At 61.5% G+C, this 26,501-nt stretch carries 31 protein-coding genes and 1 pseudogene; 14 read left to right on the forward strand and 18 right to left on the reverse strand.

What is annotated here, in order from left to right; translation table 11 throughout:
• Positions 1-112 precede the first annotated feature (112 nt).
• The 3 genes from JQ629_RS18030 to JQ629_RS18040 all read left to right on the forward strand — a co-directional run bounded on the left by JQ629_RS18030 (position 113) and on the right by JQ629_RS18040 (position 3,286).
• The gene (locus tag JQ629_RS18030) at positions 113-1,234 is read left to right on the forward strand and encodes a TRAP transporter substrate-binding protein (protein ID WP_212413801.1); all 1,122 of its coding nucleotides are present in this window, start codon (positions 113-115) and stop codon (positions 1,232-1,234) included.
• A 64-nt stretch (positions 1,235-1,298) separates the two neighbouring features.
• On the forward strand, positions 1,299-1,889 hold the full coding sequence (locus JQ629_RS18035) for a TRAP transporter small permease subunit (protein WP_212413802.1): 591 nt from the start codon (positions 1,299-1,301) through the stop codon (positions 1,887-1,889).
• A complete protein-coding gene (locus tag JQ629_RS18040) occupies positions 1,886-3,286 on the forward strand; it encodes a TRAP transporter large permease (protein WP_212413803.1) in 1,401 nt (466 codons plus the stop codon). Before JQ629_RS18035 ends, JQ629_RS18040 begins: the two co-directional genes overlap by 4 nt.
• Positions 3,287-3,346: 60 nt before the next feature.
• Here JQ629_RS18040 and JQ629_RS18045 read toward each other — a convergent pair whose 3' ends face one another.
• The 4 genes from JQ629_RS18045 to JQ629_RS18060 all read right to left on the reverse strand — a co-directional run bounded on the left by JQ629_RS18045 (position 3,347) and on the right by JQ629_RS18060 (position 6,804).
• A complete protein-coding gene (locus JQ629_RS18045) occupies positions 3,347-3,919 on the reverse strand; it encodes a TIGR02281 family clan AA aspartic protease (protein WP_212413804.1) in 573 nt (190 codons plus the stop codon).
• Positions 3,920-3,950: 31 nt separating this feature from the next.
• The gene (locus JQ629_RS18050; protein WP_212031756.1) at positions 3,951-4,154 is read right to left on the reverse strand and encodes a DUF1289 domain-containing protein; all 204 of its coding nucleotides are present in this window, start codon (positions 4,152-4,154) and stop codon (positions 3,951-3,953) included.
• Between the two features lie 45 nt (positions 4,155-4,199).
• A complete protein-coding gene (locus JQ629_RS18055; RefSeq protein ID WP_212269442.1) occupies positions 4,200-5,804 on the reverse strand; it encodes a sensor histidine kinase in 1,605 nt (534 codons plus the stop codon).
• Positions 5,805-5,934: 130 nt separating this feature from the next.
• Entirely contained in the window at positions 5,935-6,804 is an 870-nt protein-coding gene (locus JQ629_RS18060) for an NAD(P)-dependent oxidoreductase (RefSeq protein WP_212413805.1), read from the reverse strand.
• Between the two features lie 198 nt (positions 6,805-7,002).
• Between JQ629_RS18060 and JQ629_RS18065 the strand changes: the two genes are divergently transcribed.
• The 4 genes from JQ629_RS18065 to JQ629_RS18080 all read left to right on the forward strand — a co-directional run bounded on the left by JQ629_RS18065 (position 7,003) and on the right by JQ629_RS18080 (position 11,407).
• A complete protein-coding gene (locus JQ629_RS18065) occupies positions 7,003-7,440 on the forward strand; it encodes a VOC family protein (protein WP_209836065.1) in 438 nt (145 codons plus the stop codon).
• 177 nt (positions 7,441-7,617) lie between these two features.
• Complete coding sequence (locus JQ629_RS18070) at positions 7,618-8,781, forward strand: Mrp/NBP35 family ATP-binding protein (protein ID WP_212413806.1); 1,164 nt, start codon at positions 7,618-7,620, stop codon at positions 8,779-8,781.
• 185 nt (positions 8,782-8,966) lie between these two features.
• Complete coding sequence (locus tag JQ629_RS18075) at positions 8,967-10,055, forward strand: TRAP transporter substrate-binding protein (protein ID WP_192734707.1); 1,089 nt, start codon at positions 8,967-8,969, stop codon at positions 10,053-10,055.
• 263 nt (positions 10,056-10,318) lie between these two features.
• Positions 10,319-11,407, forward strand: coding sequence for a TRAP transporter substrate-binding protein (locus tag JQ629_RS18080; RefSeq protein WP_212413807.1), 1,089 nt, complete (start codon positions 10,319-10,321; stop codon positions 11,405-11,407).
• Positions 11,408-11,497: 90 nt separating this feature from the next.
• Here JQ629_RS18080 and JQ629_RS18085 read toward each other — a convergent pair whose 3' ends face one another.
• The 5 genes from JQ629_RS18085 to JQ629_RS18105 all read right to left on the reverse strand — a co-directional run bounded on the left by JQ629_RS18085 (position 11,498) and on the right by JQ629_RS18105 (position 16,567).
• Positions 11,498-13,099, reverse strand: a complete 1,602-nt coding sequence (locus JQ629_RS18085) for a TRAP transporter large permease (RefSeq protein ID WP_212413808.1) — start codon at positions 13,097-13,099, stop codon at positions 11,498-11,500.
• Positions 13,096-13,635, reverse strand: coding sequence for a TRAP transporter small permease subunit (locus JQ629_RS18090; protein WP_212269448.1), 540 nt, complete (start codon positions 13,633-13,635; stop codon positions 13,096-13,098). Before JQ629_RS18090 ends, JQ629_RS18085 begins: the two co-directional genes overlap by 4 nt.
• Before the next feature lie 377 nt (positions 13,636-14,012).
• Positions 14,013-15,044 (reverse strand): GTP 3',8-cyclase MoaA, encoded by a 1,032-nt coding sequence (moaA, locus tag JQ629_RS18095; protein WP_212413809.1) that lies wholly within the window; start codon positions 15,042-15,044, stop codon positions 14,013-14,015.
• Between the two features lie 225 nt (positions 15,045-15,269).
• Positions 15,270-15,737 (reverse strand): hypothetical protein, encoded by a 468-nt coding sequence (locus JQ629_RS18100; RefSeq protein WP_212413810.1) that lies wholly within the window; start codon positions 15,735-15,737, stop codon positions 15,270-15,272.
• A gap of 143 nt (positions 15,738-15,880) precedes the next feature.
• Positions 15,881-16,567: an HAD-IA family hydrolase gene (locus JQ629_RS18105; protein WP_212413811.1), complete on the reverse strand. Its 687-nt coding sequence runs from the start codon at positions 16,565-16,567 to the stop codon at positions 15,881-15,883.
• Positions 16,568-16,712: 145 nt separating this feature from the next.
• Between JQ629_RS18105 and rpiA the strand changes: the two genes are divergently transcribed.
• The 3 genes from rpiA (at position 16,713) to gor (ending at position 19,557) form a co-directional block, all read left to right on the forward strand.
• Positions 16,713-17,423, forward strand: coding sequence for a ribose-5-phosphate isomerase RpiA (gene rpiA, locus JQ629_RS18110; protein WP_249135136.1), 711 nt, complete (start codon positions 16,713-16,715; stop codon positions 17,421-17,423).
• 25 nt (positions 17,424-17,448) lie between these two features.
• Positions 17,449-17,988 (forward strand): DUF2059 domain-containing protein, encoded by a 540-nt coding sequence (locus JQ629_RS18115; RefSeq protein ID WP_212413813.1) that lies wholly within the window; start codon positions 17,449-17,451, stop codon positions 17,986-17,988.
• A gap of 180 nt (positions 17,989-18,168) precedes the next feature.
• The gene (gene gor / locus JQ629_RS18120) at positions 18,169-19,557 is read left to right on the forward strand and encodes a glutathione-disulfide reductase (RefSeq protein ID WP_212413814.1); all 1,389 of its coding nucleotides are present in this window, start codon (positions 18,169-18,171) and stop codon (positions 19,555-19,557) included.
• 109 nt (positions 19,558-19,666) lie between these two features.
• Here gor and JQ629_RS18125 read toward each other — a convergent pair whose 3' ends face one another.
• Complete coding sequence (locus JQ629_RS18125; RefSeq protein WP_212413815.1) at positions 19,667-19,951, reverse strand: DUF3551 domain-containing protein; 285 nt, start codon at positions 19,949-19,951, stop codon at positions 19,667-19,669.
• 243 nt (positions 19,952-20,194) lie between these two features.
• On the reverse strand, positions 20,195-20,602 hold the full coding sequence (locus JQ629_RS18130) for a c-type cytochrome (protein WP_212413816.1): 408 nt from the start codon (positions 20,600-20,602) through the stop codon (positions 20,195-20,197).
• A 71-nt stretch (positions 20,603-20,673) separates the two neighbouring features.
• On the opposite strand from JQ629_RS18130, the pseudogene JQ629_RS18135 reads away from it, so the two are divergent.
• Positions 20,674-20,942, forward strand: a pseudogene (locus tag JQ629_RS18135) (oxidoreductase dimerization domain-containing protein); the annotation flags it as partial.
• Between the two features lie 24 nt (positions 20,943-20,966).
• On the opposite strand, the gene JQ629_RS18140 reads toward JQ629_RS18135, so the two are convergent.
• Positions 20,967-21,428, reverse strand: a complete 462-nt coding sequence (locus JQ629_RS18140) for a hypothetical protein (RefSeq protein WP_212413817.1) — start codon at positions 21,426-21,428, stop codon at positions 20,967-20,969.
• Between the two features lie 20 nt (positions 21,429-21,448).
• On the opposite strand from JQ629_RS18140, the gene JQ629_RS37925 reads away from it, so the two are divergent.
• Together JQ629_RS37925 and JQ629_RS18150 are read left to right on the forward strand one after the other, a co-directional pair.
• A complete protein-coding gene (locus JQ629_RS37925; RefSeq protein ID WP_212413818.1) occupies positions 21,449-22,633 on the forward strand; it encodes an XRE family transcriptional regulator in 1,185 nt (394 codons plus the stop codon).
• A 26-nt stretch (positions 22,634-22,659) separates the two neighbouring features.
• Positions 22,660-23,067: a hypothetical protein gene (locus tag JQ629_RS18150; RefSeq protein WP_212413819.1), complete on the forward strand. Its 408-nt coding sequence runs from the start codon at positions 22,660-22,662 to the stop codon at positions 23,065-23,067.
• A 644-nt stretch (positions 23,068-23,711) separates the two neighbouring features.
• On the opposite strand, the gene JQ629_RS37535 is transcribed toward JQ629_RS18150, so the two are convergent.
• From JQ629_RS37535 to JQ629_RS18170, 5 genes are all read right to left on the reverse strand, one after another.
• A complete protein-coding gene (locus JQ629_RS37535) occupies positions 23,712-23,846 on the reverse strand; it encodes a hypothetical protein (protein ID WP_283815939.1) in 135 nt (44 codons plus the stop codon).
• A gap of 17 nt (positions 23,847-23,863) precedes the next feature.
• Entirely contained in the window at positions 23,864-24,193 is a 330-nt protein-coding gene (locus JQ629_RS18155) for a hypothetical protein (protein ID WP_212269457.1), read from the reverse strand.
• 302 nt (positions 24,194-24,495) lie between these two features.
• The gene (locus JQ629_RS18160) at positions 24,496-24,684 is read right to left on the reverse strand and encodes a Blp family class II bacteriocin (RefSeq protein ID WP_212386098.1); all 189 of its coding nucleotides are present in this window, start codon (positions 24,682-24,684) and stop codon (positions 24,496-24,498) included.
• A gap of 166 nt (positions 24,685-24,850) precedes the next feature.
• Positions 24,851-25,078: a hypothetical protein gene (locus JQ629_RS18165; RefSeq protein ID WP_192740454.1), complete on the reverse strand. Its 228-nt coding sequence runs from the start codon at positions 25,076-25,078 to the stop codon at positions 24,851-24,853.
• Between the two features lie 81 nt (positions 25,079-25,159).
• Positions 25,160-25,345 (reverse strand): hypothetical protein, encoded by a 186-nt coding sequence (locus tag JQ629_RS18170; RefSeq protein WP_212413820.1) that lies wholly within the window; start codon positions 25,343-25,345, stop codon positions 25,160-25,162.
• 225 nt (positions 25,346-25,570) lie between these two features.
• On the opposite strand from JQ629_RS18170, the gene JQ629_RS18175 reads away from it, so the two are divergent.
• Positions 25,571-25,837 (forward strand): PilZ domain-containing protein, encoded by a 267-nt coding sequence (locus tag JQ629_RS18175; RefSeq protein WP_249135138.1) that lies wholly within the window; start codon positions 25,571-25,573, stop codon positions 25,835-25,837.
• Between the two features lie 173 nt (positions 25,838-26,010).
• Here the strand turns inward: JQ629_RS18175 and JQ629_RS18180 are convergent, their stop codons facing one another.
• Positions 26,011-26,190: a hypothetical protein gene (locus JQ629_RS18180; protein WP_212413822.1), complete on the reverse strand. Its 180-nt coding sequence runs from the start codon at positions 26,188-26,190 to the stop codon at positions 26,011-26,013.
• Between the last annotated feature and the right edge of the window lie 311 nt (positions 26,191-26,501).

Below are 26,501 nucleotides of genomic sequence, written 5' to 3' on the forward strand. Positions count from 1 at the left end.
CGGTCCGACAGATATCGCCTTGACAGCGCAATCATCCCGTCCGTAACTTCAGCTCACAAGATCAAAAAAACATCAACCAAGGAGAAATTGCTGCCAAAAGGGAGGAGTGAGAATGCTCAGGTACACGTCTATTGTCGTGGCTGCTGCCCTCGGACTCGCCGCCACCTTTGCAGAGCCAGCCCAGGCTCAGACCCCGGCGCCCAAGCCCCTTGTATTAAAAGGGCAATCGACCCACCCCGCGTCGTCGAACTTCCACCTCATCTTCAAATTGTGGGCCGAGACCGTCGAAAAGATGACGGCTGGCCGCCTCAAGATTGAAACGCTCCCGGCCGGCGCCATCGTTCCCCCGTTCGAGGTCTTCGACGCAACGTCGAAGAACGTTCTCGACGTTGGAATGGCGCCGTTCGGCTACATCCTCGGCCGCAACACGGCGACGATTCCGATGTCGCACGGTCCGCTGTTCGGCATGGACGGAAGCGACTACTGGGCCTGGTACTACGACGGCGGCGGCATGGCCCTGCTGGAAGAATTCTACCGCGACGTCCTCAAGCTCAACGTCGTGGGCTTCCCGATTCCGACCGATTATCCGCAAGGCATGGGCTGGTTCAAGAAAGAGATCAACAGCCTCGCCGATCTCAAGGGGATGAAGTATCGCATCTACGGCATCGGCGCGGAGACCTACGGCCGGCTTGGCGTGTCGGTCGTCACCATACCGGGCGGCGAGATCGTCCCGGCGATGGAGCGCGGCGTGATCGAAGGCGCTGAATGGATCAACTGCGAGGAAGACAAGAAGCTCGGTCTGCACCAGGTCGCAAAGCACTACTACACCCCTGGCATGCACGAGCCCGTCACCGGTGGCCAGTTGATGATCAACGGCGATGTCTGGAAGAAGCTGACGCCGGATCTGCAGGAGATCATCAAGGTTGCCAGCGTTTACGCCACGACGCAGCGCAATTTCTCCTTCAACCGCGAGACCGCGCAGGCCTGCCAGGACCTCCTCAAGATGGGCGTCCAGTTGCATCGCACGCCGGATGATGTCCTGAAGAACTTCCTCGACGAGTGGGAGAAGATCCAGGCCGAGTACGCCGCCAAGAACCCCTTCTACAAGAAGGCGATGGACAGTCAGAAGGCCTACGCCGAGAAGATCGTCCCGTTCAAGCTTTCCTGGTTCCCGCCTTATAATTTCGCCGGCGAGTACTACTGGAAGGACAAGGTCTATCTGCAGAAGAAGTGATCCGCTTTCGCGCGCGCAACTGGCGTCATTGACAAGCGCCAGTTGCTTTCCAAGGGGGATCATGATGTCGACAGACGGCGGAGCCTCGTATCCTGCTGGCGTGGGAAGTGAGTTTCCACGCGCCTTCTACACGATCATTCGGGCCATTGACCGGTTCTCGGACGTCACCGGCAAACTCATCTCCCTGACGATGCTGTTCCTCGTGGTGACGATCACCTACGAGGTCGTGATGCGTTACGGGTTCAATGCCCCGACCGCCTGGGTTTACGAGTCGAGCTTCATGGCCAACGGCGCGGCCTTCATGCTCGCCTGCGGATACGCGCTCTACAAGGGCGCGCACGTTCGAACCGATATCTACTGGGAGAATTTTTCGTACCGCACCAAGGGGATCATCGACATGATCTCCTACATCCTGCTGTTCTACCCGGTCATGATCACCTTCATGGTGGTCAGCTACGACGCCGCATTGCATTCCTGGGACACTGGCGAGAGGTCGCAGGAAAGCGTGTGGCGCGTGATCATGTGGCCGTTCCGGGCCACCATCCCGCTGGCGGCGGTCCTTCTGATGGTTCAGGGCGTCTCCGAAGTACTGAAGTGCTGGTATCAGATCCAGTTCGGGCGCGAGTTCGAGCACAAGGAAAAGATCGAGATATGACCGGACTCGAGCTGCTTGGCCTGTTCATGCTGCTGGTGATGCTGGGGGCGATCTTCATCGGTCTGCCGATCAGTTTTACGTTGCTGTTTCTCGCCGGTGTGTTCGGCTACATCGGCATGGGGCCGCGGGTGCTCAGCCTCGCCTACCTGCAGACCATCGGCATCATGAAGCAGGACGAACTGGTCGCGGTGCCCATGTTCATCCTGATGGGCTTCATCTGCGATCAGGCCGGGTTGATGGAGCGACTGTTCAGGGCGTTCCGCGATCTGTTTGCGCCGCTGAAGGGCGCGCTTTACGTCGTCGTCATCGTTACCGCGACGCTGTTCGGCATCGCTGCCGGAACCGTGGGCGCGACGGTGGCGCTGCTCGGCATCATGGCCGGGCCGATGATGATCCGCTCCGGCTACGACGTGCGCATGTCGGCGGGTGCGATCGCGGCTGGCGGCACGCTTGGCATCCTGATTCCGCCGTCGGTGATGCTGGTCGTGATGGCGCCCGTGCTCGATATCTCGATCATCGATTTGTATGCGGCTGCGTTCGGCCCGGGCTTCCTGCTGTCCGGCATGTTCATCGCCTACACGCTGATCCGCTGTCATTTCAATCCGAAGCTCGGTCCGCCGGTGCCGCTCGACGAGCGGCCGGAATCGATGAAGATCGTGCTGTGGGAGTGCCTGGTCGGCCTCGTTCCGGTGACGGTGCTGACCATCGTCACGCTGGGTGCGATCCTGGCCGGCATCACGACGGCGGCGGAGGCGGCGGCACTCGGCGCGCTCGGCGCCATCCTTCTGGTCATTCTCTACGGCAAATTCACGTGGAGCGGTTTGCTGCAGGCCTGCTACAGCACGATGGCGACCACCAGCATGGTGCTGCTGCTCGCCGTCGCTTCCAACGTGTTCGGTGCGGTGTTCGCCTGGCTCGGCACCGCCAGCTGGATGACCAATGCCCTGCTTGCCTCGCCGCTGCCGGCCTGGGGCACCATGACGCTGCTGCTGACGCTGATATTCCTGCTCGGCTGGCCGTTCGAATGGCCGGCGATCGTGTTTATTTTCATGCCGATGCTGGCCCCGGTGGCCAAGGGCCTCGGCTACGACATGGTGTGGTTCGGCTGCATCGTCGCGGTCGTGCTGCAGACGGCGTTCCTGTCTCCACCCGTCGCGATGTCGGCCTATTATCTCAAGCAGGTCGTGAGGGAATGGAATCTGCGGTTGATCTACCGCGGCATGGCGGACTTCATGGTCATCCAGGTTCTCTGCGTGGTGCTGGTGCTGATCTTCCCGGCGATCGCGATGTGGTTTCCAGGCTGGCTGCAGGCCCGCAGGGATGCCGAACGCAAGAAGGTGCAGATCGAATATGTGGTGCCAGCGAAAGTCGCCGCTTCGGCGCTCGGGCCGAATTGACCCACACGCAGCCGAGCCACCCATCCGCAAGGCGCCGGCGGGCCGCGCGATGCGATCGCGCTAGTTGGCAGCCGCGCGGTCGCGCCGGGGGCGGCGCGGGGGGCTGACGCTGCCCGTCACGTCGGGATAGCCGTGCAGCATCAGCTGGTCGGCCTTTACGCCCCAGCTTTCCAGGCGATCCAGAAAGCTCATGCCGAGCAGGTTGGTTTTCATCTGCCCGCGCTGCACCACCAGCGCCGGGACCGATTTCTCGACGAGGTGACCGACCGCGAGACGGTCGAGCGTCAGCCGCGCCGCCTTGGTGTGCCCGCCCACGGTTTCGACGTCGACATTGTATTCGAGCATCTCGAGCGGCAGCCCGATCGCCTTCGCGGTTTCCCAGGTCAGCACCACCGAGGTCGCGCCGGTGTCGATCACCATCGGCGCCTTGACGCCGTTGATCTTGGCATGCAGCGCAAATTCGCCGGCCTGGCCGCGCGCGATCTGCACCGCGGGCACCGGCTGCACGCTGTGCCGCCGCAACATCTGCGAGACTGAATCGCTCGCGCGTGCGATCTGTTCGGGGTCGCCGTAAGCAACGACGGCGCCGGCGGTGGCGGCGAGCATGATCACGACGAGCAGGATGCGGCTCATCGCGCGCCCCCCTGGGCAGTCCTGCGATCGATCAGCTGGACGTCGGACGCTCCGCGATCTGCGCCAGGCCGGCCTCTGCCATGCGGGCCGGCAATCCTGCCATCACGGCCAGCCGCTCCGCGCTGTCCATGCGGTGCCATTGCGCGATTTCCGGCAGCGTTCGTCCGCAGCCGAAGCAGAGTTTGGTTTTGGGGTCCATCATGCAGACTGCGATACACGGCGTTTCTTTGCTCATTCGGGGAGTGTGAAATGCTTTCGGTGGTTTGCGCAAGCGCTCCAGTTACAGTCCTGTTCCGGCGCTCATGATCGGCTTGTGGCGCGCCCGGCGCTTCTCGTCGGCGGTCGCAATGATGACGGGCTCCGGCTGCAGGGGCGGGGCCTCTTCGGCCATCGGCGCCAGCGCCGACATCACGCGCTCCGGCGGGAAGGTGACGATGACTTCGGTGCCGATCCGCAGCTTCGATTTCAGCGTGAAGGTGCCGCCATGCATGTCGATCAGGCTTTTTGCGATCGGCAGTCCCAGCCCCGCGCCCTGTTCGGCCGACTTGATCGAGTTGGAGCCCTGGCCGAATGACGCCAGCACGATCGGGATTTCGTCTTCGGCAATGCCGGAGCCGGTGTCCTTGACGCTCAGATACTGGCCGCCGGACGCGGTCCAGCCGACCTTCAGCCAGATATCGCCGCCTTGCGGGGTGAACTTGATCGAGTTCGACAACAAATTGAGCACGATCTGACGGGTGGCGCGCTCATCGCCCCAGATCCGCGGCATGCCCTGTTCGAACACTTCGTGGATGGTGATGCCGCGGCTGGTGGCGCGCAGTTTCAAGAGATGATGGCAGTCGGCGACGACATGCACCAGCGACACCGCTTCCTCGTTGAGTTCGTAGCGGCCGGCCTCGATCCGCGACAGATCGAGGATCTCGTTGATGAGGTTGAGCAGGTGGACGCCCGAATTATGGATGTCGGCGGAATATTCCTTGTAGACCGGCACGGTGTGCGCACCAAAAATTTCGCTCTTCATCACCTCGGAGAATCCGAGGATCGCGTTCAGCGGCGTGCGCAATTCGTGGCTCATCTGCGCGAGGAAGCGCGACTTGGCGACGTTGGCGGATTCGGCGCGATGCCGCGCCTCGTCGGAGATCGCCTTGGCCTGCTCGAGCTCGCCGATCAGCGCATCCTTTTCGGCGCGCGCCTCCAGCGTCGCCAGCGTCGTCGAGTGCAGGCGATGGGCGAGCAGCGCGAAATAGCCTTCGGCGGCCAGCGCCAGCATGGCGAGCGCGTAGGTGTCGAAGGTGCCGCCCAGCACGAAATTCAGCGCGATCGCGGCCGTCACCGGCGCGGTGGCCGCCAGCGCCGCAATCGGCAGGCTGGCCGCCAGCATGCTCGACACCGCGATCACCAGCAGCATCAGGAACATCATCATCGTGTTCGACACGACGTCGAGGCCGGCGGGGTGGATCAGGATCGCGGTCCAGCACAGGCCGTAGAGCAGGTCGAGCAGCACAAATCGCGTGCGCCATTTGCGCGTGGCGGCGAGCGAGGGCTGCACCGCCAGAAATCTCCGGCAATTGCGGATGATGACGGCATGAATGCACAGCATGCCGAAGGTCCAGGCCAAAGCCGCTATCGGGTGCATCCAAAGGCCGAACAGCACACCCGTCGCAACCACCAGCAGCATGACGACGTAGGAGGCCGACATCCGGGTCTGGGCATATTGCCGGAGCAGTTCGGTATCGAAAGCCGGGCGGGTTCCGCTGGTCGACGTTAACCGGTCGCGCGCCTCGCGCACCCGCTGCGCCGCGGCGCGCCGGGTATTGACCGGCGCGGCGACTGGCGGGTCCGCCGGAAGCTGGACAACCTCGGGCTTTTCTGCGGGATTACTCATTAAACAACACAAACCCTGCCCGCGAACCGCGCGGGCTTTTTGTATTGTCTATCTGTGAGCCCAAATCCTTAAGCGATGACTTAAAGAGCTAAAGAATCCCGTTAACGCGAGGTTAAATTAACCTCTTCGCTCAGCGCTGCAGCCTTGCCAGCAGGCTCGACGTGTCCCAGCGCTTGCCGCCCATTTTCTCGACTTCGGAATAGAACTGATCGACCAGCGCGGTGACCGGCAGATTGGCGCCGTTGCGGCGGGATTCGGCGATGCAGATCGACAGATCCTTGCGCATCCATTCGACCGCAAAGCCGAAATCGAACTTGCCGTCGTTCATGGTCTTGTAGCGGTTCTCCATCTGCCAGGACTGCGCGGCGCCCTCGGAGATGGTCTCGATCACGGCCTGGACGTCGAGGCCGGATTTTTTCGCGAAATGAATGCCTTCGGAGAGGCCCTGAACCAGCCCCGCGATACAGATCTGGTTGACCATCTTTGTTAACTGACCGGAACCGGCAGGTCCCAGCAGCTTGCACATCCGCGCATAGGCCGCGATCACGGGCTCGGCGCCGGCATAGGCGTCCGCGGCGCCGCCGCACATCACGGTCAGGACGCCGTTTTCGGCGCCGGCCTGGCCGCCGGACACCGGCGCATCGATGAATTTGAAGCCCGCTTTGGTGGCGGCGGCATCGAGCTCGCGGGCGACTTCGGCGGAGGCGGTGGTGTGATCGACGAAGGTCGCGCCCTTCGTCATGCCGGCAAAGGCGCCGTCAGCGCCGATCGTGACCGCGCGCAAATCATTGTCATTGCCGACGCAGCACATCACGAAGTCCTGGCCTTCGGCGGCGGCCTTTGGCGTCGGCGCCGTGCGGCCGCCGAACTTGTCCGCCCATTCCTTCGCCTTGGCTCCGGTCCGGTTGTAAACGGTGACCTCGTGGCCGCCTTTTTTCACCAGATGGCCCGCCATCGGGAAACCCATCACGCCGAGACCGAGAAAAGCGACTTTAGCCATGTGTGCTACCTTATCGTTTGCCCTGGCGGGCTAAATCCGGGGTTTGGCCGGCGCGGAAGGGCCGGACGCCATTTGGGAGGAGGCCGCACCATAACCCCTGCGCCATGAAGGGCAACGCCTTCGTTTGGCTGGCGGGACGGGTTTTGTGCTAGGCTAGGGGCGTTATAAGAACCTCACAAAAAAAGGGAGTGAGATCGCATGGGCGTCAGTGTGGGCGTGCTCGATCATTTCAACATCCGGACCCGGAATCTCGCCGACACGGTCCGTTTTTACGAGGATATTCTGGGCCTGGAAAAGGGCGCCCGGCCGAACTTCGCCTTCCCGGGTGCGTGGATGTACTCGGAGGGCAAGGCGGTGGTGCATCTGGTCGATATTTCCAAGACCGACGAGCCCCAAAAGCCTGACTCCGGCGTGGTCCATCACGTGGCCTTCGCCAGCACGGGCTTTGCCGGCATGCAGCAGCGGCTCAAATCCAAAGGAACGGAATTCGACTCGCGTCAGGTTCCCGGCGGCGATCTCTGGCAGATCTTCGTCACGGATCCCAATGGCGTCATGGTCGAATTGAACTACGAGGCCGCCAAGGAGGGCGGCGTCGTGGCTCCGGCCGAACGCCGGGACGACGTCGGAGCAAGGTAGCCTTTTGGGCTGCAACGCTCTAAGAGGGCCCCGGTTCTGATGCCCATCGGAACCGACTAGAGCGTTTTCCAGCGAAGTGGACCCGGTTCGCGTCATGAAAACGCGTCAATCAAGAATCTAGAGCCCCGTTCCGATTCAATCGGAACGGACAAGGCTCTGGGCTCCAGGAGACGTGCCGTGAGCGTAACGCAGCAACAGGTTCTCGATGCCTTGGCCAAGGTGGCCTCGCCGCGCGGCGTCGCCTTGACCAACGCCAATGTGCTGTCGGCGATCACCGCCACTGACGGCAAGGTGTTCTTTTCCATCAATGTCGACGCCGCGGAGGCCCGCGCGTGGGAAAGCGTGCGGGCGCAGGCCGAAGCCGCGGTTCGCGCCATTCCCGGCGTCAGCGTGGCGATGATCGCACTGACCGCCGAGCGCAAGCCCGGTGCGGCGCCTTCGCCGCCGTCAGGTGCGGCGGCACCGCCGCCACCACCTCAGCCGCACCGCCATGCGCACGGCGTGCAGCCGGTGTCAGCGCATAAGCCGCCGCAAAGCCCGGCGTCCCCGATGTCCAGGCAGGCCGAAATTCCGGGCGTTGCGGCCGTGATCGCGGTGGCCTCCGGCAAGGGCGGCGTCGGCAAGTCGACCACGGCGCTCAATCTTGCGCTCGGCCTGCGCGATCTCGGCCTGCGCGTCGGCCTGCTCGACGCTGATATTTACGGCCCCTCGGTGCCGCGGCTGACCGGCATTCACGAGAAGCCGAAACTGAACGACGACCGCAAGATGATTCCGATCGAACGCTTCGGTCTTGCCATCATGTCGATCGGCTTCCTGGTCGAGGAAGAGACCGCGATGATCTGGCGCGGACCGATGGTGATGTCGGCGATCACCCAGATGCTGCGCGACGTGGCATGGGGCACGCTCGACATTCTCGTCGTCGACATGCCGCCCGGCACCGGCGACGCGCAACTGACCCTGGCGCAGAACGTGCCGCTGAAGGGGGCGGTCATCATCTCGACCCCGCAGGATCTCTCCTTGATCGACGCGCGGCGCGGCCTTGCCATGTTCAAGAAGGTCAACGTGCCCGTGCTCGGCATCGTCGAGAACATGAGCTATTTCCAGTGTCCGCATTGCGGCACCCGGTCGGACATTTTCGGTCATGGCGGGGCGCGGCACGAGGCCGAGCGGCTGGGTGTGCCGTTTTTGGGGGAGATCCCGCTGCACATGTCGATTCGCACCACCTCGGACTCCGGTAACCCTGTGGTGGCGAGCGAGCCGGACGGTCCGCACGCCGCCATCTACCGCGAAATCGGTACCAAGGTCCGCGACCAGCTTCAGGGTGCAAATGCAGCCGCCTGAGGGCCTTATTCTGCTTGCCTGAGACTTTCGTTTAATCAGTGCAGTCATGCCTTTGTCGCGTTCTCGTTAGCCAACTTCCATGTTAAAGCGCCCCCGCCAGAGCGCCCCGGATGACGTGGAATTCGCCCCGCCGGAGGATCGCTCGCGGAAATTGGGAAACGCCCCGCCTTTAAGGAGATGCCTGAATGAAGCGTCGTGATTTTTTGAAAGTTTCAGCGGCCGGTGCTGCCGCGACCGCCGTTGCCTCGCCGGCGATCGCGCAATCCTCGCCTGAAATCAAATGGCGCTTGACGTCGAGCTTCCCGAAGTCGCTCGACACGATTTACGGCGGTGCTGACCAGCTGTCGAAATACGTCGCCGAAATGACCGACAACAAGTTCCAGATCCAGGTCTTCGCCGCGGGCGAGGTCGTTCCCGGCCTGCAGGCGCTCGACGCCACCTCCAACGGCACGGTCGAGATGTGCCACACCGTCTCCTACTATTACGTCGGCAAGGATCCGACCTTTGCGATCTATGCGTCGGTCCCGTTCGGCCTGAACGCACGCCAGCAGAACTCCTGGTGGTCGCAGGGTGGCGGTGGGGAACTCGGCAACGAGTTCTTCAAGAAGTTCGGCGTGATCGGTTTCCCCTGCGGCAACACCGGCACCCAGATGGGCGGCTGGTTCCGCAAGGAGATCAAGACGGTCGCCGATCTGTCGGGCCTCAAATTCCGCATCGGCGGCATCGCCGGTCAGGTGTTGCAGAAGGTCGGCGTCGTGCCGCAGCAGATCGCCGGCGGAGACATCTACCCGGCGCTGGAAAAAGGCACCATCGACGCCGCCGAGTGGGTCGGTCCGTATGACGACGAAAAGCTCGGCTTCCAGAAGGTCGCGAAGTTCTATTATTACCCCGGCTTCTGGGAAGGCGGCCCGATGGTCCACGCCTTCACCAATCTCGAGAAGTGGAATTCGCTGCCGAAGAACTATCAGGCGATCCTCACCAACGCTGCGGCGCACGCCAACGGCTGGATGAACGAACGCTATGACATGCTCAATCCGGCAGCCTTGAAGCGCCTGGTCGCCGGCGGCACCCAGCTCCGTCCCTTCACCAACGAAGTGCTGGAAGCCTGCCTGAAGGCGACCAACGAGCTGTGGGCCGAACTGTCGGCCAAGAATGCCGACTTCAAGAAGACGATCGATTCGATGCAGGCCTACCGCTCCGACCAGTATCTGTGGTGGCAGGTTGCCGAATACACCTTCGACAGCTTCATGATCCGCTCGCGCACGCGCGGCTGATACATAGCGTTTTCGAGCGAAGTGGATCCCGGTTCGCGTCAAGAAAACGCGTCAAAACAAAAGTCAGACCCCTGGGTCTGATGTAATCAGAACCAGGGGCCTCATCCTAAGTCGCACAAGCAGGCCCGGTCTCCGCGAGGAGGCCGGGCTTTTTGCGTTACGCCCTGCAGTTCGGGATGGAAATCGGGAACCGGATGTTCCATGGTGCCGCCAAAGCCTCGGCAAGAAGGCTATCGGACACACATCCACAAGGGCAGGATTCCATGAAAAGAAGAGATTTTCTCAAGGTCACAGGTATTGGCGCCGCAGGTGCCGCAACTCTGGCGGCGCCCGCGATCGCGCAATCGATGCCGGAAATCAAATGGCGGCTGACGGCGAGCTGGCCGAAATCGCTCGACACGCTGTGGGGCGGGGTCGAGGTGATGGCCAAGCAGGTTGCCGAAGCCACCGACAACAAATTCCAGCTCCAGACCTTTGCCGGCGGTGAAATCGTCCCGGGTCTACAGGTTCTTGATGCCGTGCAGAACGGTACCGTCGAGATGGGACATACCGCGTCCTACTATTACTTCGGCAAGGACCCGACATTTGCGTTCGGCACGGCGGTGCCGTTCGGACCCAACCAGCGCCTCAACCAGGCCTGGTACATGCAGGGCGGCGGCAGGGAGCTGCTGAACGAGTTCTACAAGAGCTATAACGTCACGTCGTTTCTGGCCGGCAATACCGGCTGCCAGATGGGCGGCTGGTTCCGCAAGGAGATCAACACCGTCGACGACCTGAAGGGACTGAAGATGCGCATCGGCGGCTTTGCCGGCCGCGTCATGCAGAAACTGGGCGTCGTGCCGCAGCAACTGGCCGGCGGCGACATCTATCCCGCGCTCGAAAAAGGCACGATCGACGCGGCGGAATGGGTCGGCCCCTATGACGACGAGAAGCTCGGCTTCAACAAGGTCGCCCCGCATTATTACTATCCCGGTTGGTGGGAAGGCGGTCCGATGCTGCTCGGCATCGTCAATCTCGAAAAGTGGAACACGCTGCCGAAATACTATCAAACCGTGCTCGAGCTGGCAGGGCAGTCCGCCAACAGCTGGATGATGGCGAAATACGATCAGCTCAATCCGCCGTCACTGAAAAAGCTGCTCGCCGGTGGCACCAAGCTGCATAGCTTCTCGCCGCCGATCATGCAGGCCTGCCTGAAGGCGACCAAGGAGATTTATGCCGAGACGTCGGCGAGCAATCCGAACTTCAAGAAGGTTCTGGACTCGCTGAACGGCTTCACCAGCAACGGCTACCAGTGGTTCCAGGTCGCCGAACTCGGCTACGACAGCTTCATGGCGCGCAACCCGCAGGGCTGATCGCGTCGCGTTAGAAAAGCCAGCAGGCCCAAAAAACAAAAACCCCGGAGCGAAAGCTCCGGGGTTTTTCATTGGACAGGAGGAAGGCCGCTATTGTTTAGGTTGCCCGAAATCAAGCGGTGGCAATTCGATCTGCGGCACTTCGATCCTGACCTTGCTGAGATCGACGTCGAGCGGCTTGTCGAGGAACACGGTCACCACGATCGGGAAGGCGATCACGATCGCCACCATGATCGCCTGCAGGCCGATCCAGGGTAGGGCACCCCAGTAGATGTCGGAGCTCTTTACTTCCTTGGGCGCGACGCCGCGCAAATAGAACAGCGCAAATCCGAACGGCGGATGCAGGAACGACGTCTGCATGTTGACGCACAGCATGACACCGAACCAGATCAGCGCAGCGTCGGGGCCCACGACCGGTGCCAATATCTTCTGCGCAATCGGCGCCACCATCGGCAGGATGATGAAGGCGATCTCGAAGAAGTCGAGGAAGAACGCCAGGAAGAAGATGAAGAGGTTGATGAAGATCAGGAAGCCCCAGACGCCGCCGGGGATCGAGGTCAGATGATGCTCGAGCCAGACGCCGCCGGAGACGCCGAGGAACACCACCGAGAAGCAGGTCGAGCCGATCAGGATGAACACCACCATGGTGGAGAGGCGCATCGTCGACTCGTAGCCCTGCTTGATCAGGCCGCGCAGGTCGGGGATACGGACGGCTTCGAGGCAGAGCCAGACGACGGCGAGATAGACCACCGCGAAGGTGAGTTTCAATACCTTGCCTTCACCGAGCAGCATGCCGACGATTACGGCGACACCGGTGGCGGCGATGCCGATGAGGAGCATCTTGTGCCCCTTGCTGCTCAGATCCTTGTGGTGGATCGCGGCGAGAACGATGGCGCCGATGGCGCCCATCGCGCCGGCTTCGGTCGGCGTTGCGAGGCCGAGCATCATGGTACCCAGCACCACGAAGATCAGAACGGCTGAGGGAATGATGCCCATCAGGCATTTCTTCCAGAGCGGCCAACCCGTCAGCGTGAGCGCGTCTCTCGGAACCGGAGGGACGTGATCCGGTTTGATGAGGCCGAGCATGAACGTATAGCCGGCGAACAGGGCGATCTGGAGGATCGATGGCCCCCAGGCGCCGAGATACATGTCGCCGACCGACTTGCCGAGCTGGTCGGCCATCACGATCAGCACCAGCGAGGGCGGCACCAATTGGGTGATCGTGCCGGACGCGGCGAGCACGCCGGTGATGTAGCGAATGTTGTAGCCGTAGCGCATCATCACCGGCATCGAGATCAGCGCCATGGCGATGACCTGCGCCGCCACCGTGCCGGTGATCGCGCCGAGGATGAAGCCGACGATGATGACGGAATAGCCGAGGCCGCCGCGGATCGGTCCGAACAGCTGGCCCATCGAGTCCAGCATGTCTTCCGCAAGCCCGCACCGTTCCAGGATCGAGCCCATGAAGGTGAAGAACGGGATCGCCAGCAGCAATTCGTTGGAGAGCACGCTGCCGAAGATGCGGCCTGGAATGGCCTGCAGGAAGTTCATGTCGAAGAAGCCGAGATAGATCGACAGGAAGCCGAACGACAGCCCGAGCGCGGCCAGCGTGAAGGCCACCGGGAAGCCGATCAGCATGGCCAGAATCAAGCCGCCGAACATCAGCGGCGGCATCATTTCCAGCGTAATCATTGCACCGGCCTCTCGTATTTGGCGTCGATCATCACATAGCCCTTCAACGCCGCGATACGCTTGATCACTTCGGAGAGTCCTTGCAGAGCGAGAAAAACGAAGCCCACGGGAACGACGGCCTTGATCGGCCAGCGCACCAGGCCGCCGGCATTGCTCGAAATCTCGCTGACGGCGTAGGATTGCATGAAGAAAGGCCACGACAGATAGGCCAGCAGCAGGCAGGACGGGATCAGGAAAAACAGCGTTCCGATCATGTCGAGCCAGAGCTGTCCGCGCTCGGACAGCATGAGATAGAGAAGCTCGACGCGAACGTGCTCGTTCTTCTTGAAGGTATAGGAGGCGCCGAACATCACGAAGACGGCGAACATGTACCACTGCAATTCGAGCCAGCTGTTGGAGCTGTAGCCGAACGCGTAGCGGATCATCGCGTTGGCGGCGCTGACCACGCAGGCGGCGAGCACGAGCCAATTGCAGATGCCGCCCAGTTGCTCGTTGATCCAGTCGATGCCGTTACTGATTGCCAACAATGGACGCATTACGTTCTCCTCGGGCACGTCATCGACATGCGCCGGATTTCTTCATTGATATTGCGTCGCCACCCCGCGTCAGGCGCGCAGAGCCGCTGCCGCGCGGCAAACGCGCAGCTTCGTTCCGGCGCGAAAAACGCGCAGGTTCGCAGCCCATTCGCTGGAGCGATTGCAACGATAGTCCTCCCCCGTTCGCACGCTTCCGCCGTCTTGGCTGTTCCATTGGGAAACAGCGGCCCATCCGGCCGTGCTGGCGTAAAGCAGCCGCACCATTTCAGTGCGTTGCAGCGGCGTCAATCGGAAAATGGACAAATTGACGCGGGCTATCAGTTACATGGGGAGGACGCGCTTTGTTGCGCGGGACGGCTGAAATACACGCTGAAATTTCAACCGCCGGTGACGCTCATGTGGCGGCTGACGCTTGGGCGGTTATGGCGGCGGTCGATGATGAAGTCGTGGCCCTTCGGCTTCAGGCCGATGGCGCGATCGATCGCGGCGGAGAGCAGGTCGTTGTCGGCAGATGCCCGCAAGGGTTTGCGCAAATCGGAGGCATCCTCGTGACCGAGGCAGGTGTGCAGCGTGCCGGTGCAGGTGATCCGTACCCGGTTACAGGACTCGCAGAAATTATGGGTCATCGGCGTGATGAAGCCGAGCTTGCCTCCGGTCTTGCTGACGCGGACATAGCGGGCAGGGCCGCCGGTGTCGTCGTCGAGGTCATCAAGCGTGTAGTGCTGGGCGAGACGCGCGCGCAACAATGACAGCGGCACGTACTGATCGATCCGGCCTTCGCCGATGTCGCCCATCGGCATCACCTCGATCAGCGTCAGCGCCATGCCCTTGCCGTGTGCCCATTGCATCAGCGCGGGGATCTCTTCCTCGTTCATGTTCTTGAGCGCCACCGCGTTGATCTTCACCGCCAGGCCCGCGGCGCGCGCAGCTTCAATGCCGGCCAGCACCTTGTCGATGTCGCCCCAGCGCGTGATGGCGCGAAATTTGGCGGGATCGAGCGTGTCCAGCGAGACGTTGATCCGGCGCACGCCGGCGTCGCGCAACTCGCCGGCAAAGCGCGCCAGCTGCGAGCCATTGGTGGTCAGCGTCAACTCATCGAGCGCGCCGCTCGAAAGATGCCGCGACAGCGAGCGCACCAGCGACATCACGTTGCGCCGGACCAGCGGTTCGCCGCCGGTGAGACGGATTTTGCGCACGCCCTTGGCGACGAAGGCCGAGCACAGCCGGTCGAGCTCTTCCAGCGTCAGCAAATCGGCCTTCGGCAGGAAGGTCATGTCCTCGGACATGCAATAGAAGCAGCGCAGGTCGCAGCGATCGGTGACGGAGACCCGCAGATAGCGGATGGTCCGCCCGAACGGGTCGGTCATCGGAGAGAACAGCTGATCGGGAGAAGTCGACAATCCGCTCATCCAAACTGCCTTGCAAACCCTGCCTGCGCGCCGCGTGCGGCGGAACCGCCGCAACGTCTGTCGCCCATCATTCTATAGCGCTTTCGAGCGACGTGGATACCGGTTCGCGTGAAGAAAGCGCGTCAAAACGAAAGACTTATATCCCGGTTCTGATCTTCAATCAGAGCCGGGATATAGGCACGAAGCAGAACGGCTACAATCCGCAGCTTTCGGGTGCGGTGCCGATCAGCGGGCCGGCTGCGCCGCCGGCGCGGCGGGGCTCGGGGACGGCGAGGCGGCGGCGGGCGCGGCTGCCGCAGGCTTCGGCTTTTTCTTCGGCCGCATCGGTTTTTTGCGCGGCGGCGGCCCCGCGGGCTTCAGCTCGGCGACCACGGGATTGGGATCGATCGTGGTGGAGGCCGGCGTCGTGAAGTCGCCGGGGTCGCGGATCAACTGAACGGGAACCGTGACCGGCTGGAACCTCGGCATCGCGAAGGTGACCGTAAAGCCGGAATCGGGGGCGGCGACCGCAACCGAGCAGGGGGTCTTGCAGCCCGGTCCGACCGAGGTGGTGGCATCCGCCCCTGGTGGCACCGACTCCAGCTGGACCTGGATCGGCGGCGGCGTCGGCTTGAAGGAATCCATGGAAAACGAGGAACAGCCGGCCAGAGAAGCTCCGGCGACGGCAATCGCGAACACACGACCTATGATCATCACTCACCTGCGGCGATCAGCCACAATCCCCGAGCCGGACCATAGGAGCGTGAGAACAGGGCCGCAACCGCGGCGTGCAGATTCGCTAAAGGATGGTTAATGTTGCTCAGTAGCGATTCGGATATGTTATATAAATCAGCATGTTAGGAGGCCGTCGCGGCCCCGCTCAGGCTGTTCACGGCCGCGGGCAGTTCGCGAAAATGGCCGATCAGCCGGTCCGGCTTCAACTCGGCAATCGGCACGTCGGTGTAGCCGAATTCGACCCCGATCACCGGAATGCCCGCGCGCCGGGCCACGCCGATATCGGGACCGGCATCGCCGACCATGATGGCGCCCTTAAGCTGCGTGCCGGCACGGGCCAGCGTCTGCTGCAGGATCACCGGATCGGGCTTTGAGACGCCAAAAGTGTCCGCGCCGCAGATCGCGGCGAACCGCTTGCTGAGGTCGAGCTTGTCGAGCAGCAGTTTTGAAAGCCATTCCAGCTTGTTGGTGCAGACCGCAAAGCGAAAGCCCTGTCCTTCCAGTTCATCGAGCGCCGCTTCCAGCCCCTCGAAGGGGCGCGATTCATCGGCGATGTGGGCGGCGTAATATTCGACGAAATCCCTGGTCAGCCGGTTGACGTCGTCCACGCCCATGGTGCGGCCCTCGAGTTCGAGGCCGCGCTCGATCAGCTTGCGTGCGCCGGCGCCGATCATGTTGCGCGCGCGGGCGAGCGGCACGGGGGCGAGGCCCTCGCGATGAAGCACGAAATTGAGCGCGCTGATCAGATCCGGTGCGGTATCGACCAGCGTGCCGTCGAGATCGAATACGAGGGTGCGGGGAGGTGTCATTTGGCATTCGCTACCGGCCCGGGCGTGATGATGCAAGGGCTCGATAGGCCCGATTTGGCCTCGTTAGCGCTATTCCTTCCGCCCAAACGACGCTAGATATGCGCCGCCAGACCGGCGGATTTTCAAAGGGCATATCCACGTGGACATGGACGCATTGAAACGGCAGGCGGCGGCGCGCGCGCTGGAGCATGTACAGGACGGCATGAAGCTCGGGCTCGGCACCGGCTCGACCGCCAAGCACTTCGTCGAACTGCTCGGCGAGAAGGTCGCGAAGGGCATGCGCGTCATCTGCGTGCCGACCTCCGAGGCGACCCGCGCACAGGCGCAGGCCTGCGGCGTGCCGCTGACCACGCTCGACGAGATCGACCACCTCGATCTCACCGTCGACGGCGCCGACGAGTGCGACGGCGCGCTCAATCTCATCAAGGGCGGCGGCGGTGCGCTGCTACGGGAGAAGATCGTGGCGGCCGCCTCCGATCGCATGATCGTGATCGCCGACGACAGCAAATGGGTCGATGTTCTCGGCCGCTTCCCACTGCCTGTCGAGGTGATCCCGTTCGGGCTCGCCGCAACGCAGCGGGCGATCGTGCAAGCCTTTTTAGAATGTGGGGCATTTGCGCAAAGCGGCGTTTCCGGGCAAATGGAGGTCCGGAAAGCCAAAGACGGCCACGTTTTTGTCACCGATGGCGGCCACTGGATTGTGGATGCCCATCTTGGGAAAATACCGGATGCGCCGCGTCTGGCAGGCTTGTTGAGCGTGATCCCGGGCGTCGTCGAACACGGTCTGTTCATTGGCCTGGCCCGCACGGCCGTGCTGGCCGGCGCACAGGGAATTCGCGTAGTTGAGCGGCGATAGCGCCGAATCTTTGAGGAGAATTGGAATGAAGAGTTTTTCGGGAAGTTTGTCGGCTGCGGGTCTCGCGGTGGCGCTGGCGCTGATCGGAGCGCCGGCCATGGCGCAGCAGAAAAACGCCCCCACCGTGGTCGTGCCGGGCAAGCCGGCGTCGCCCGCCGCAATCGCCGCGGCCAAGGAAATCCTGACCATGAAGAACGCGGTCGCGATGTATTCCAACGCCGTTCCGGGCCTCGTCGAGAAGACCAAGAACGTGCTGCTCGGCGCCAACCTCAACTATCAAAAGGATCTCAACGAGGTCGCCGTGATCGTCGCCAAGAACCTGGCCGGCCGCGAAAAGGAAATCGGCGACGGCATGGCGCAGATCTACGCCAACGAATTCAGCGAGCAGGAATTGAAGGATCTGGCGACGTTCTACAAATCGCCGCTCGGCCAGAAATTGATCCTGAACGAGCCGAAGGCGATCTCGGGCAGCATGGCCTATATGAACGAGTGGGCGCAGTCCTTTGCCGAGGTGATCAACGGCCAGTTCCGCACCGAGATGAGGAAGCGCGGCAAGGAAATCTGATCTTTCGGTTACCTCGCCCCGCTTGCGGGGAGAGGTCGGCGCGCAGCGCCGGGTGAGGGGGTACAGGTCTCAACGCGCATGTTGCTCGTGGAGGGAGCCCCTCACCCCAACCCTCTAAGAGCGAGCTTTGCTCGTCTAGACCCCGCAAGCGGGGCGAAGGGGAATTGACAGGGGCTGACCATGGCTGAATACGACGTCGATCTGTTTGTCATCGGTGGCGGTTCGGGCGGCGTCCGCGCCGCGCGCATCGCGGCCGGCTACGGCGCCAAGGTGATGGTCGCCGAAGAATACCGGATGGGCGGCACCTGCGTGATCCGCGGCTGCGTGCCGAAAAAACTGTTCGTGATCGGCTCGCATGTCCGTCACGAGATCGAGGACGCCGCCGGCTTCGGCTGGACCATCCCGGAAGTTTCCTTCGACTGGCCCACTTTGGTCGCCAACAAGGACAGGGAGATCGCCCGGCTCGAGGGCATCTACACGACCAATGTCGAGAAGACAGGCGCGCAGGTGGTGAAGGCCCGCGCGGTGCTCGAAGATGCCCACACGCTGCGCCTGTCCGACGGCAAGCGCGTCACCGCGCGAACCATTCTGATCGCGACCGGCGGCCGGCCCAACCACGGCGCCGAGATTCCCGGCATCGAGCACGTGATCTCCTCGGACGAGGCGTTCCACCTCACTGAGTTGCCAAAGCGCATCGTGATCCAGGGCGGCGGCTATATCGCGCTCGAATTCGCCGGCATCTTCAAAGGCTACGGCGCCGACGTCACCGTAATCTATCGCGGCGACAACATCCTTCGCGGTTTCGACGAGGACGTGCGCAAGCATGTGCGCGCGGAGATGGAGAAGCAGGGCATCAACATCATCACCGGCTGCACCATCGCGAAAATCGAAAAACACGGCAAGGAATTCACCACGCACCTCTCCAGCGGATCGAGCATCGCCTCGGACCAGGTGATGTTCGCGATCGGCCGCCATCCCAACGTCGCCAATCTCGGGCTGGAGACGGCTGATGTCGCGATCAATCCGAAGAACGGCGGCATCGCCGTCGACGCCTGGTCGAAAACGTCGACGCCGAACATCTACGCCATCGGCGACGTCACCCACCGTATCAACCTGACGCCGGTCGCGATCCGTGAGGGCCATGCCTTCGCCGACACCGTGTTCGGCAAGCGCCCGGTGCAGGTCGATCACGCCACCATCCCGACCGCGGTGTTCTCGCAGCCCGAAGTCGGCACCGTGGGCCTCACCGAAGCCGAAGCCCGCGCGCAGTTCAGCCACGTCGATATCTACAAGACCGATTTCCGGCCCATTAAAGCGACGATGTCCGGCCGTGACACCCGCGTCCTGATGAAGCTCGTGGTCGACGGCACGAGCGACCGCGTGCTCGGCTGCCACATCGTCGGCGAGGCCGCCGCCGAAATCACGCAGGCCGTGGGCATCGCCGTGAAGATGAAAGCGACCAAGGCCGATTTCGACGCCACCATCGCGCTGCACCCGACGGCGGCCGAAGAACTCGTGACGATGCGGACGCCCACGGCGCGCTATGTGCGCGAAGCGGCGGCGGAGTAGGGCGCGTAGCCCGGATGAGCGCGCATGATCCGGTCAGCGGTCCGCGCGCCCCGAGAACGATGCTATCGACGAGATATCAGCTACTGCAGCGATATTGCTCCACTGCCGCTCAGTATCGGGGTCGATAGTCGCCGCGCCGCTGCAGTGCGAAAGCGTAGTGGGGATTGATCCCGCAATAGGCGTCGGTCCCGTTGGCGGTGGCCATGCATTGGGCGTAGCTGGAGAATTGGCAATTGCCCGGATAGCCCCATACGCGCCCTTGCAGGCAGTAGCTGCTCGGAACGCTCTCATAAGCCGAGGGACCGTAAAAACCTGGGCCATATGTCTGAGCCCGGGCTTGCCCGACTGTTAGGGCCATACTCATCGTCAAAATCGTCAAAGCCAAAGTGCGCATTGGAGCCTCCTCGAAGTCGGCACAACGTCGGCACACCACCGGTGCACTTGGACCGCAGGCAGTATGGATCCAAGTCAATGTATTCAGGATAGGTCCCACGTGCAGCCAGCGCGCGTCAGTGTGTGTACTCCTTTCATCAATGCGCGCACCAGCGCCAGCGACACCCGGACATGCCGAACCCCGCCATAGCCGGTGAGCTTGACCAGCCTGGCGACCATGACGCGGGCCAACCCCTTCCGCCTGTTATTGACCGGCCGTGCCCGACTGCAAGTACGCAATGATCTTTGCCCTGTCGTCCGCCGATGCGAGGCCGCCATACGGCTTCATGGTGTTGCCGGGCACCACCGCATCGGCGTTAGCCATGAAACGCTCGAGCTTGTCCGCATCCCAGGCGAAGCCTGCCTCCTTCATGGCGCTGGAATAGCCGTAGTCCGGCAGCGATCCTGCCTTCCGCCCCATAATTCGATGCAGATTTGGGCCTTGCCGGTTATCGCCCTCCTTGACCGTGTGGCAGGTCCGGCACGCATTGTTGAACGCCTGTTGGCCGGCTGCCGCATCCGCGCCTTGCGCCGGCGTTTGCGATGAGGCTGACGACGACAACACGAGGCACGCCATCCCGCTCAGGGCCATGGCTGGAATCAGGGTTCGCATCGGCCGTCCTCCGTATTCCCCTGCCAACAAACGCGCGAGGCAGCGAAGGTTTCCCTGGCCGTGAAGCAATCGGCGGCCGCGACCTGATGAAATTCGTGGTCGATGGCCGGACCGACCGCGTGCTGGGCTGCCACTTGTCGGCGAGGCTACCGCCGAGATCATGCTGGCTGTCGGCATCGCCGTGAAGATGAGAGCGACCAAGGCCGATTTCGACGCGACGATCGCGCTGCGGCCCACGGCGGCGGATGGACTGGTGACGATGCGGACGCCAGCGAGGCATGTGGGGGAAGCGGCGGTGGAATACGGGATTACTTCTCTCATTGGTCCATTTGACCAGTAGTCAGCGTTGCGCACCCCTTTGAACCTAGACTCGAGCGCGAATCGCCTTAAGTCGTCTCGAAAGCGGTAAGAGATAGATCAGTGCCGCAATTCCAACCGAGACCGTAATCAGCAGGAACCAGCCGACCGAAATGGCGATTAGAATCCATTCTTCTGTGGAGGTCAGTTGATTTTGGGCGAAGAGGGAGGCGTAAATCAAGGCCGCCCAGTTGACAGCCGCACCCATTAGCGCTGCAATCATAAATGGCATATTAAGACGATCTAGCGTAACAATATTTTTAGAAATATCCATTTGGAGACCGGAGAGTTCCGCCTTTGCCCTCCCGGCATGTGACGTCTGGACCTTATCCAAAACGTCCATCTCTTTAGCTAGATCATGTTCCAACCTACCGAGCAGGAGCATCATTGGCGCACGGAAGAACGAAAGACCGATGCCAAAACCCACGCCTAGTTGAAGTAAGCTACTGAACTCGCCGAGATTCGACATTTCTAACTCCAAGGTACCTAATGGCTGGCAGTCGCTCACTTAGGAAAGTTCGGGAGACGAGGCACTTCGATCTTCAAACGGTCGCAAGGTACGCCGGGATAAGTGTCGACCGGCTCGATGAATTCGAGACCGGCAAACGTGAGCCCTCGCCCCGGCAGCTTGAACGTCTGGCGGACACCTACGGTTTGGCCAGCTACCTGTTGGGCGCGGACACAATACCAAATCTACCCGAGACCGTAGCGGACTTTCGACGGTCAGTTCCGAAACCAGCGCATTTGTCGCCTGCAGGCATGTCAAGGATTTGGGCCGCCGAGGAAGTTTCAACCATCTCGGCTCAGCTTCTGAGGGTAGTCAAAGTTGATAGACCGGCGTGGATCGGAGACGTACCCCAGGGGACTCCGACAGTAGGAACTGCCCATGATCTGCGCAGATTTTTTGACGAATGGTTTGAGGCGAGACAACCGAAGTTAGGATTGTCGGGCACGAACGAACAAAAATTTATTGCTGGCTTGAGACTCTTCTTAGAAGTACAGGGGACAATAGTTCGCATTAACGATGCGCCGCCTGATGACTATCTGGGGTTTTTCTTGGGTCCAGACGAGTCGCCCCCAACCATCTTCATTAATCGCAAGATTTCTGCTCCAAAAGCGCAGCTATTCACACTTCTCCATGAGTATGGACACGGTCTTCTTGGGCTAAGCGGCGTTTCCAATCCATTCGTTGTTCGCAACGCGGTGGAGCGCAAATGCAATCAATTTGCTGCGGAATTTCTTGCGCCGACCGAGGCGTTTTCCGAGTTGGCTCAGAGTCAACCTCGATCAGAACGCGGCGATGTTTTCCGACTTATCGCGTCGGTCTCGCGGCAATCTCTCTTAAGTTTGCATGCGACGGCAATCCGCCTTGTCGAAACCGGATACCTCACTCAAGCCCAGCTCAAAACTTGGGAAGCGCAGCGCCGAACTCTCAGCCCGAAAGATATGAAGAGTGAAGAGCGCGACCTCGAAGATGATAACCAGACTGGCGGCGCGGTTCACGCCAAGCAACTTGGTGAGATCGGCTATCTCCCTTCGTATCTTGCTAAGCTTGCTGTCGAGAAAAAATTCATAGATCGCGTCGATGTGCAAGCCGGAATCGGTCTAGCCATGAGCCTGCAAGATCGAGCGTTTGATCTTGCTGCGCGCAGATTTGAAGTGGCAGCGGGCTAATGGCGCTCCCGCACGTGGCAGGGTGGTTGATCGATTTCCGAACTGCGGATTCTATTTTCAGCTCTGGCAGCAATGCGCGCATCGATCATTGCATCGGTCTCTGCGGTTCAGGCGAACTGTTCTTCTGTCACGAAGAAGAAAAACTGTTCAAAGGTGCGCCTGCGCTGAAGCAAGTTTTTATCGACGATTGCGACTGCTTGCTGTTTCCGGATCAAGCAGTAATGCAAAAATGCGTCAGCGTTCAGAGTAACCCCATTTGCAAAAAGCTGTTTAAGGGTAATAGGCCGGCTATCATACTCACTGCCACAGCGGCGTGTCGCAATTTCGGGGTAATCTCAGATCATCGCTCTCCGGTTTTCAACACCGTGTTTGATCTGTGCAAGCATTTCGGCATACCAACATACACTGCTGATGAGTATTTTACCGCGTTATGATTAGCTTACGGCTCCTCACTCCGATTCATCCGCTCATGGGGAGCTGATGTCCTGCGTCTCAGTCATGGCGCTGAGGGCGGATTGAGCCGAAGGCCTAAACCGCCGCTAGTCGATCACAAGGGCCGGGCTGTGCCTGCCGTTAAACGTGCTCTACGAGCTACGGCGGACAAGTCGCCTAACCCATCCTGACGAGCTACTTCGTATCCCGCGATGACCTTCTCCGGAAAGCCAATGCCTCCGGGCCCCACATCCTGATCATCACGACCGCGCAGGAGGCGATGCCGACGAAGGCGAGCATGACGGTGAGGGCGATTTCCATGGTACGTGCATAAATGATTTGCGGGTGATTTGTCTTCCGTATCACTACGGTGTCATTGCGTTTCCCTGCATCGACGTTTCGGCGCTGACGGCCCACAATCCGCAATCTCATTCAGGTGTTCGGGGGCGGTCATGCAGTCTTCCGGTCGAAACCGGCCCGCAAAGAAAGAACTCTGGTTTCAGTAGCGGCCGCTATTTCGCCCGCACGGCGCGGCGCGAGGATGCGTCCGCGCGCTGGGCGCAATGGCTCAGCGATCCCCTGGGTGGTCGAGGCGCAACCTCCCGGGATTCCGCGGGAGCGAAGCGGCTGCTTTTTTGGGCAGCGCCTATTTCGTGCGCTTAACGCGCGGGCGGCTTGGGTGCCTGTCGACGACGACGGAGTCGGGATGCGAGACGATGGTCATGAACCAGATCGAGCTGACGACCAGCGACCAGAACGTATTCCAGTAAACCCAATTCATTGGTGCTTCCAATCCATCTAGGGCTTCCGGGTCCGAACGCTGCTCAGGCTGTTCGCAACGAAGTCTTCGAGATGCGCCGGCACCGGAGCCCCCTCAATATCACAGCGGCACTGAATTTCCTCTGCGACATTTTTGGAGATGTCGGCGGTCCAGTGTTCGAGCGTGTTGAAGGCGTAGATTCCGACCGGGTTGTTGAAGCGCGCCAGCATCAGATCGTTGATCACGGTATCGAGATCGGGGCGCTCGATCGGATTCTGCAGCTGCAAATCCCTCGGACCGAACGTATCCATCACCAGATACAGCGTTTGATCGGCGCCATAGGGCACGGTTAACGGCAATCCAGTCATGGCCTGGGCACTCCGTGGAACGCTGATTCAAGTTTGAATCGAAGCGTTGGTTCCAGCGGCGAGCGCAGCACCTTCGTCTAATTTTTCGCTGACATGGTTGATGACAACGCCGATGCCCGGCCGGGCGTCGGCTCAACGCCGGAAATGTGAGGCAGCAGGTTAGCCCGGCTGAGCAACGCGACATCCGGGTCCTGGTCCCCGCATATCAGGCTGCTCATGCGGGCTACTTGCTCGGCCTGACCGCCAATGCGTCGAGGCCAAGCCTCGTCAAGCAGACCGGGCCGGCCCTCAATGTCCTGTTGTTAGCCAATCTTGCGCGACGGGCCTTTTGTCCCTGCGCCGCCCAGAGCGCCGGCCAGCGCACCGGCCAACGCGTCGTTCGCGTTGCTGGCCTGCAAATGCGACACCGTAGCCAGAAGGCGCAGGGGATCCGTGCCGCCGCTGACGGACGCAAGCTCGTTCAGGTTCAGTTCGCGAATTTCGTTGGTCATGGTCCCGCTCCGTTGTGTCCGAAGGACGCGCGGTGATCGCGCGTCATGCAGGCACGATAGCCGTCGTTCTGAAAACCAACCGTGCGCTGAATCACACAGCGAAAGCCAGAGCAGCCAGTAGCCCGCATATCGCGGTGCTCATGCGGGCTATTGTCGGCAGGTGGGTTCAGGAGACCAGCGACAGCAGGCGCTCTTCTTTGAACCGCTTGTAGGCGTCGATAGCCCGGTTCGCGAGCATCAGCTTTCGCGTTTCGCCACGCCGGATCAGGGTCTCGACGGCATCCGTCAGGAAGCGCGCCGCGACTTCGGCATCGCCGAGTTCGCCGGTCCCCTCGAGATAATCCCAGGCGATCTGGATCGAATTTTCCATCAGCAATGGCAATGGTTCGGTCATGGAAATAAAACTCCCTAAGGCAACATCAGTTCCGCAATGCGGCGGCAGCGTGGGGCATCCACACCGCGCGCCGCGCCGGGGTCATGGCCTTGGGCCATAGCTGCTGAGTTTGCCGTTGATGTCGAAGGTGAAGGTCATTCCGAGGAACGACAACTGACCGCCGCGGGCGTCGATCACGTCGGAGTTCTTGGTGCCGGGCGTCCACTTCATGCCGCCGCTGACGGCGTCGAGTTCAATTGCATTGAGTTCGCGAATTTCGGTCTGCATGTCAGTCTCCCATTCATTGGCGGCAAGGCCATCTGCGATGACAACGGAAGAACCACAGCGGCAGGTCCGCCACCGTGACCGACGTCACAATGCCGGCCGCCCCGATGGCGCGGCTGCAAATCCGTAAAGTTCGATTCAATGCGCCGTTAAAGCGCTAAGGGAACCTTACGGCCCTCCCTTCAAGTTGGTGGCTTGCTGATCCGCAACGGATGGTCACCCGTGACGATGGATGCACTGAAGACAAAGGTTGTGCGCGAACCGCGCCGGCAGCTGCACAAGCAGCCGGCCTGGATGACGGTCGACGATGGCCTCACCAACCGCGAATGCTTCGTGCTCGATGTATCGCCGGGCGGCGCAAGGATCGTGACCGATGTCGCGATCGACGTCCGCGACAAGTTCGGTCTCGCGCTGGTGCGTGAACGCCCGAAGCACCAATCCTGCGAAGTGGTCTGGCGTCGCGGCAAGACCTACGGCGTGAAGTTTCTGAATTGAAGGTGCCCGTCATTCCGGGGCGCGCGTAGCGCGAGTCCGGAATCCACCAGGCCGCACGTGCTGTTGTCCAATGGATTCCGGGCTCTCGCTTCGCGAGCCCCGGAATGACGACGCTAGCCAATTTCGCCCGAAGCGTAGCCCGGATGAGCGAAGCGACATCCGGGATGCCAGCCTCAGCAAATGTTCCTGGTCGAGGTCTTCATCATCCAGGGAAAGTAATTTTCCTTGAGCCATTCGATGGTGGCCCGATCGATACGCGGCTTGCCGCCCGACACGGCGTCCAGTTCTGCAGCCGTGAACTCCGCGGCGTTGATTTCCTGCGTCCGCGTTCTTCCCATTTTCGGCGCGTTCATGTTGCTCTCCTGTGGTGAGGAGGGGGCCATCCCCTCGCGGGCTCGGTCGCGGAAATAGGCGGCCAACATGGTGTTTGGCTGTGACTGGCATCACGTTGCAGCGATAAATCAGCCTGGACCGCAGCGTCCGGCGTAGCTGGGGGCAGATCGCTTCTGATTTACGGAAGTGATGTCAAGCCCCAAAATAAAAAATAATTCTGTTTACCAGAACACAAATCAGGTGCATATAATCGCCCATCCCGTCCTACTCAGAAGGGCGTCGGCCGTCGTCACGGACGTTGGACGGGTTGCGGTGGACGCTGGTTTACGCC

The organism is Bradyrhizobium sp. AUGA SZCCT0222 (assembly GCF_018130205.1).
Classification (GTDB): domain Bacteria; phylum Pseudomonadota; class Alphaproteobacteria; order Rhizobiales; family Xanthobacteraceae; genus Bradyrhizobium.

Coding starts and splice junctions, on each gene's coding strand:
- JQ629_RS18030 (WP_212413801.1), top strand. CDS start 113: ATGCTCAGGTACACGTCTATTGTCGTGGCTGCTGCCCTCGGACTCGCC.
- JQ629_RS18035 (WP_212413802.1), top strand. CDS start 1,299: ATGTCGACAGACGGCGGAGCCTCGTATCCTGCTGGCGTGGGAAGTGAG.
- JQ629_RS18040 (WP_212413803.1), top strand. CDS start 1,886: ATGACCGGACTCGAGCTGCTTGGCCTGTTCATGCTGCTGGTGATGCTG.
- JQ629_RS18045 (WP_212413804.1), bottom strand. CDS start 3,919: ATGAGCCGCATCCTGCTCGTCGTGATCATGCTCGCCGCCACCGCCGGC.
- JQ629_RS18050 (WP_212031756.1), bottom strand. CDS start 4,154: ATGAGCAAAGAAACGCCGTGTATCGCAGTCTGCATGATGGACCCCAAA.
- JQ629_RS18055 (WP_212269442.1), bottom strand. CDS start 5,804: ATGAGTAATCCCGCAGAAAAGCCCGAGGTTGTCCAGCTTCCGGCGGAC.
- JQ629_RS18060 (WP_212413805.1), bottom strand. CDS start 6,804: ATGGCTAAAGTCGCTTTTCTCGGTCTCGGCGTGATGGGTTTCCCGATG.
- JQ629_RS18065 (WP_209836065.1), top strand. CDS start 7,003: ATGGGCGTCAGTGTGGGCGTGCTCGATCATTTCAACATCCGGACCCGG.
- JQ629_RS18075 (WP_192734707.1), top strand. CDS start 8,967: ATGAAGCGTCGTGATTTTTTGAAAGTTTCAGCGGCCGGTGCTGCCGCG.
- JQ629_RS18080 (WP_212413807.1), top strand. CDS start 10,319: ATGAAAAGAAGAGATTTTCTCAAGGTCACAGGTATTGGCGCCGCAGGT.
- JQ629_RS18085 (WP_212413808.1), bottom strand. CDS start 13,099: ATGATTACGCTGGAAATGATGCCGCCGCTGATGTTCGGCGGCTTGATT.
- JQ629_RS18090 (WP_212269448.1), bottom strand. CDS start 13,635: ATGCGTCCATTGTTGGCAATCAGTAACGGCATCGACTGGATCAACGAG.
- moaA (WP_212413809.1), bottom strand. CDS start 15,044: ATGAGCGGATTGTCGACTTCTCCCGATCAGCTGTTCTCTCCGATGACC.
- JQ629_RS18100 (WP_212413810.1), bottom strand. CDS start 15,737: ATGATCATAGGTCGTGTGTTCGCGATTGCCGTCGCCGGAGCTTCTCTG.
- JQ629_RS18105 (WP_212413811.1), bottom strand. CDS start 16,567: ATGACACCTCCCCGCACCCTCGTATTCGATCTCGACGGCACGCTGGTC.
- rpiA (WP_249135136.1), top strand. CDS start 16,713: ATGGACGCATTGAAACGGCAGGCGGCGGCGCGCGCGCTGGAGCATGTA.
- JQ629_RS18115 (WP_212413813.1), top strand. CDS start 17,449: ATGAAGAGTTTTTCGGGAAGTTTGTCGGCTGCGGGTCTCGCGGTGGCG.
- gor (WP_212413814.1), top strand. CDS start 18,169: ATGGCTGAATACGACGTCGATCTGTTTGTCATCGGTGGCGGTTCGGGC.
- JQ629_RS18125 (WP_212413815.1), bottom strand. CDS start 19,951: ATGCGCACTTTGGCTTTGACGATTTTGACGATGAGTATGGCCCTAACA.
- JQ629_RS18130 (WP_212413816.1), bottom strand. CDS start 20,602: ATGCGAACCCTGATTCCAGCCATGGCCCTGAGCGGGATGGCGTGCCTC.
- JQ629_RS18140 (WP_212413817.1), bottom strand. CDS start 21,428: ATGTCGAATCTCGGCGAGTTCAGTAGCTTACTTCAACTAGGCGTGGGT.
- JQ629_RS37925 (WP_212413818.1), top strand. CDS start 21,449: ATGGCTGGCAGTCGCTCACTTAGGAAAGTTCGGGAGACGAGGCACTTC.
- JQ629_RS37535 (WP_283815939.1), bottom strand. CDS start 23,846: ATGAATTGGGTTTACTGGAATACGTTCTGGTCGCTGGTCGTCAGCTCG.
- JQ629_RS18155 (WP_212269457.1), bottom strand. CDS start 24,193: ATGACTGGATTGCCGTTAACCGTGCCCTATGGCGCCGATCAAACGCTG.
- JQ629_RS18160 (WP_212386098.1), bottom strand. CDS start 24,684: ATGACCAACGAAATTCGCGAACTGAACCTGAACGAGCTTGCGTCCGTC.
- JQ629_RS18165 (WP_192740454.1), bottom strand. CDS start 25,078: ATGACCGAACCATTGCCATTGCTGATGGAAAATTCGATCCAGATCGCC.
- JQ629_RS18170 (WP_212413820.1), bottom strand. CDS start 25,345: ATGCAGACCGAAATTCGCGAACTCAATGCAATTGAACTCGACGCCGTC.
- JQ629_RS18175 (WP_249135138.1), top strand. CDS start 25,571: ATGGATGCACTGAAGACAAAGGTTGTGCGCGAACCGCGCCGGCAGCTG.
- JQ629_RS18180 (WP_212413822.1), bottom strand. CDS start 26,190: ATGAACGCGCCGAAAATGGGAAGAACGCGGACGCAGGAAATCAACGCC.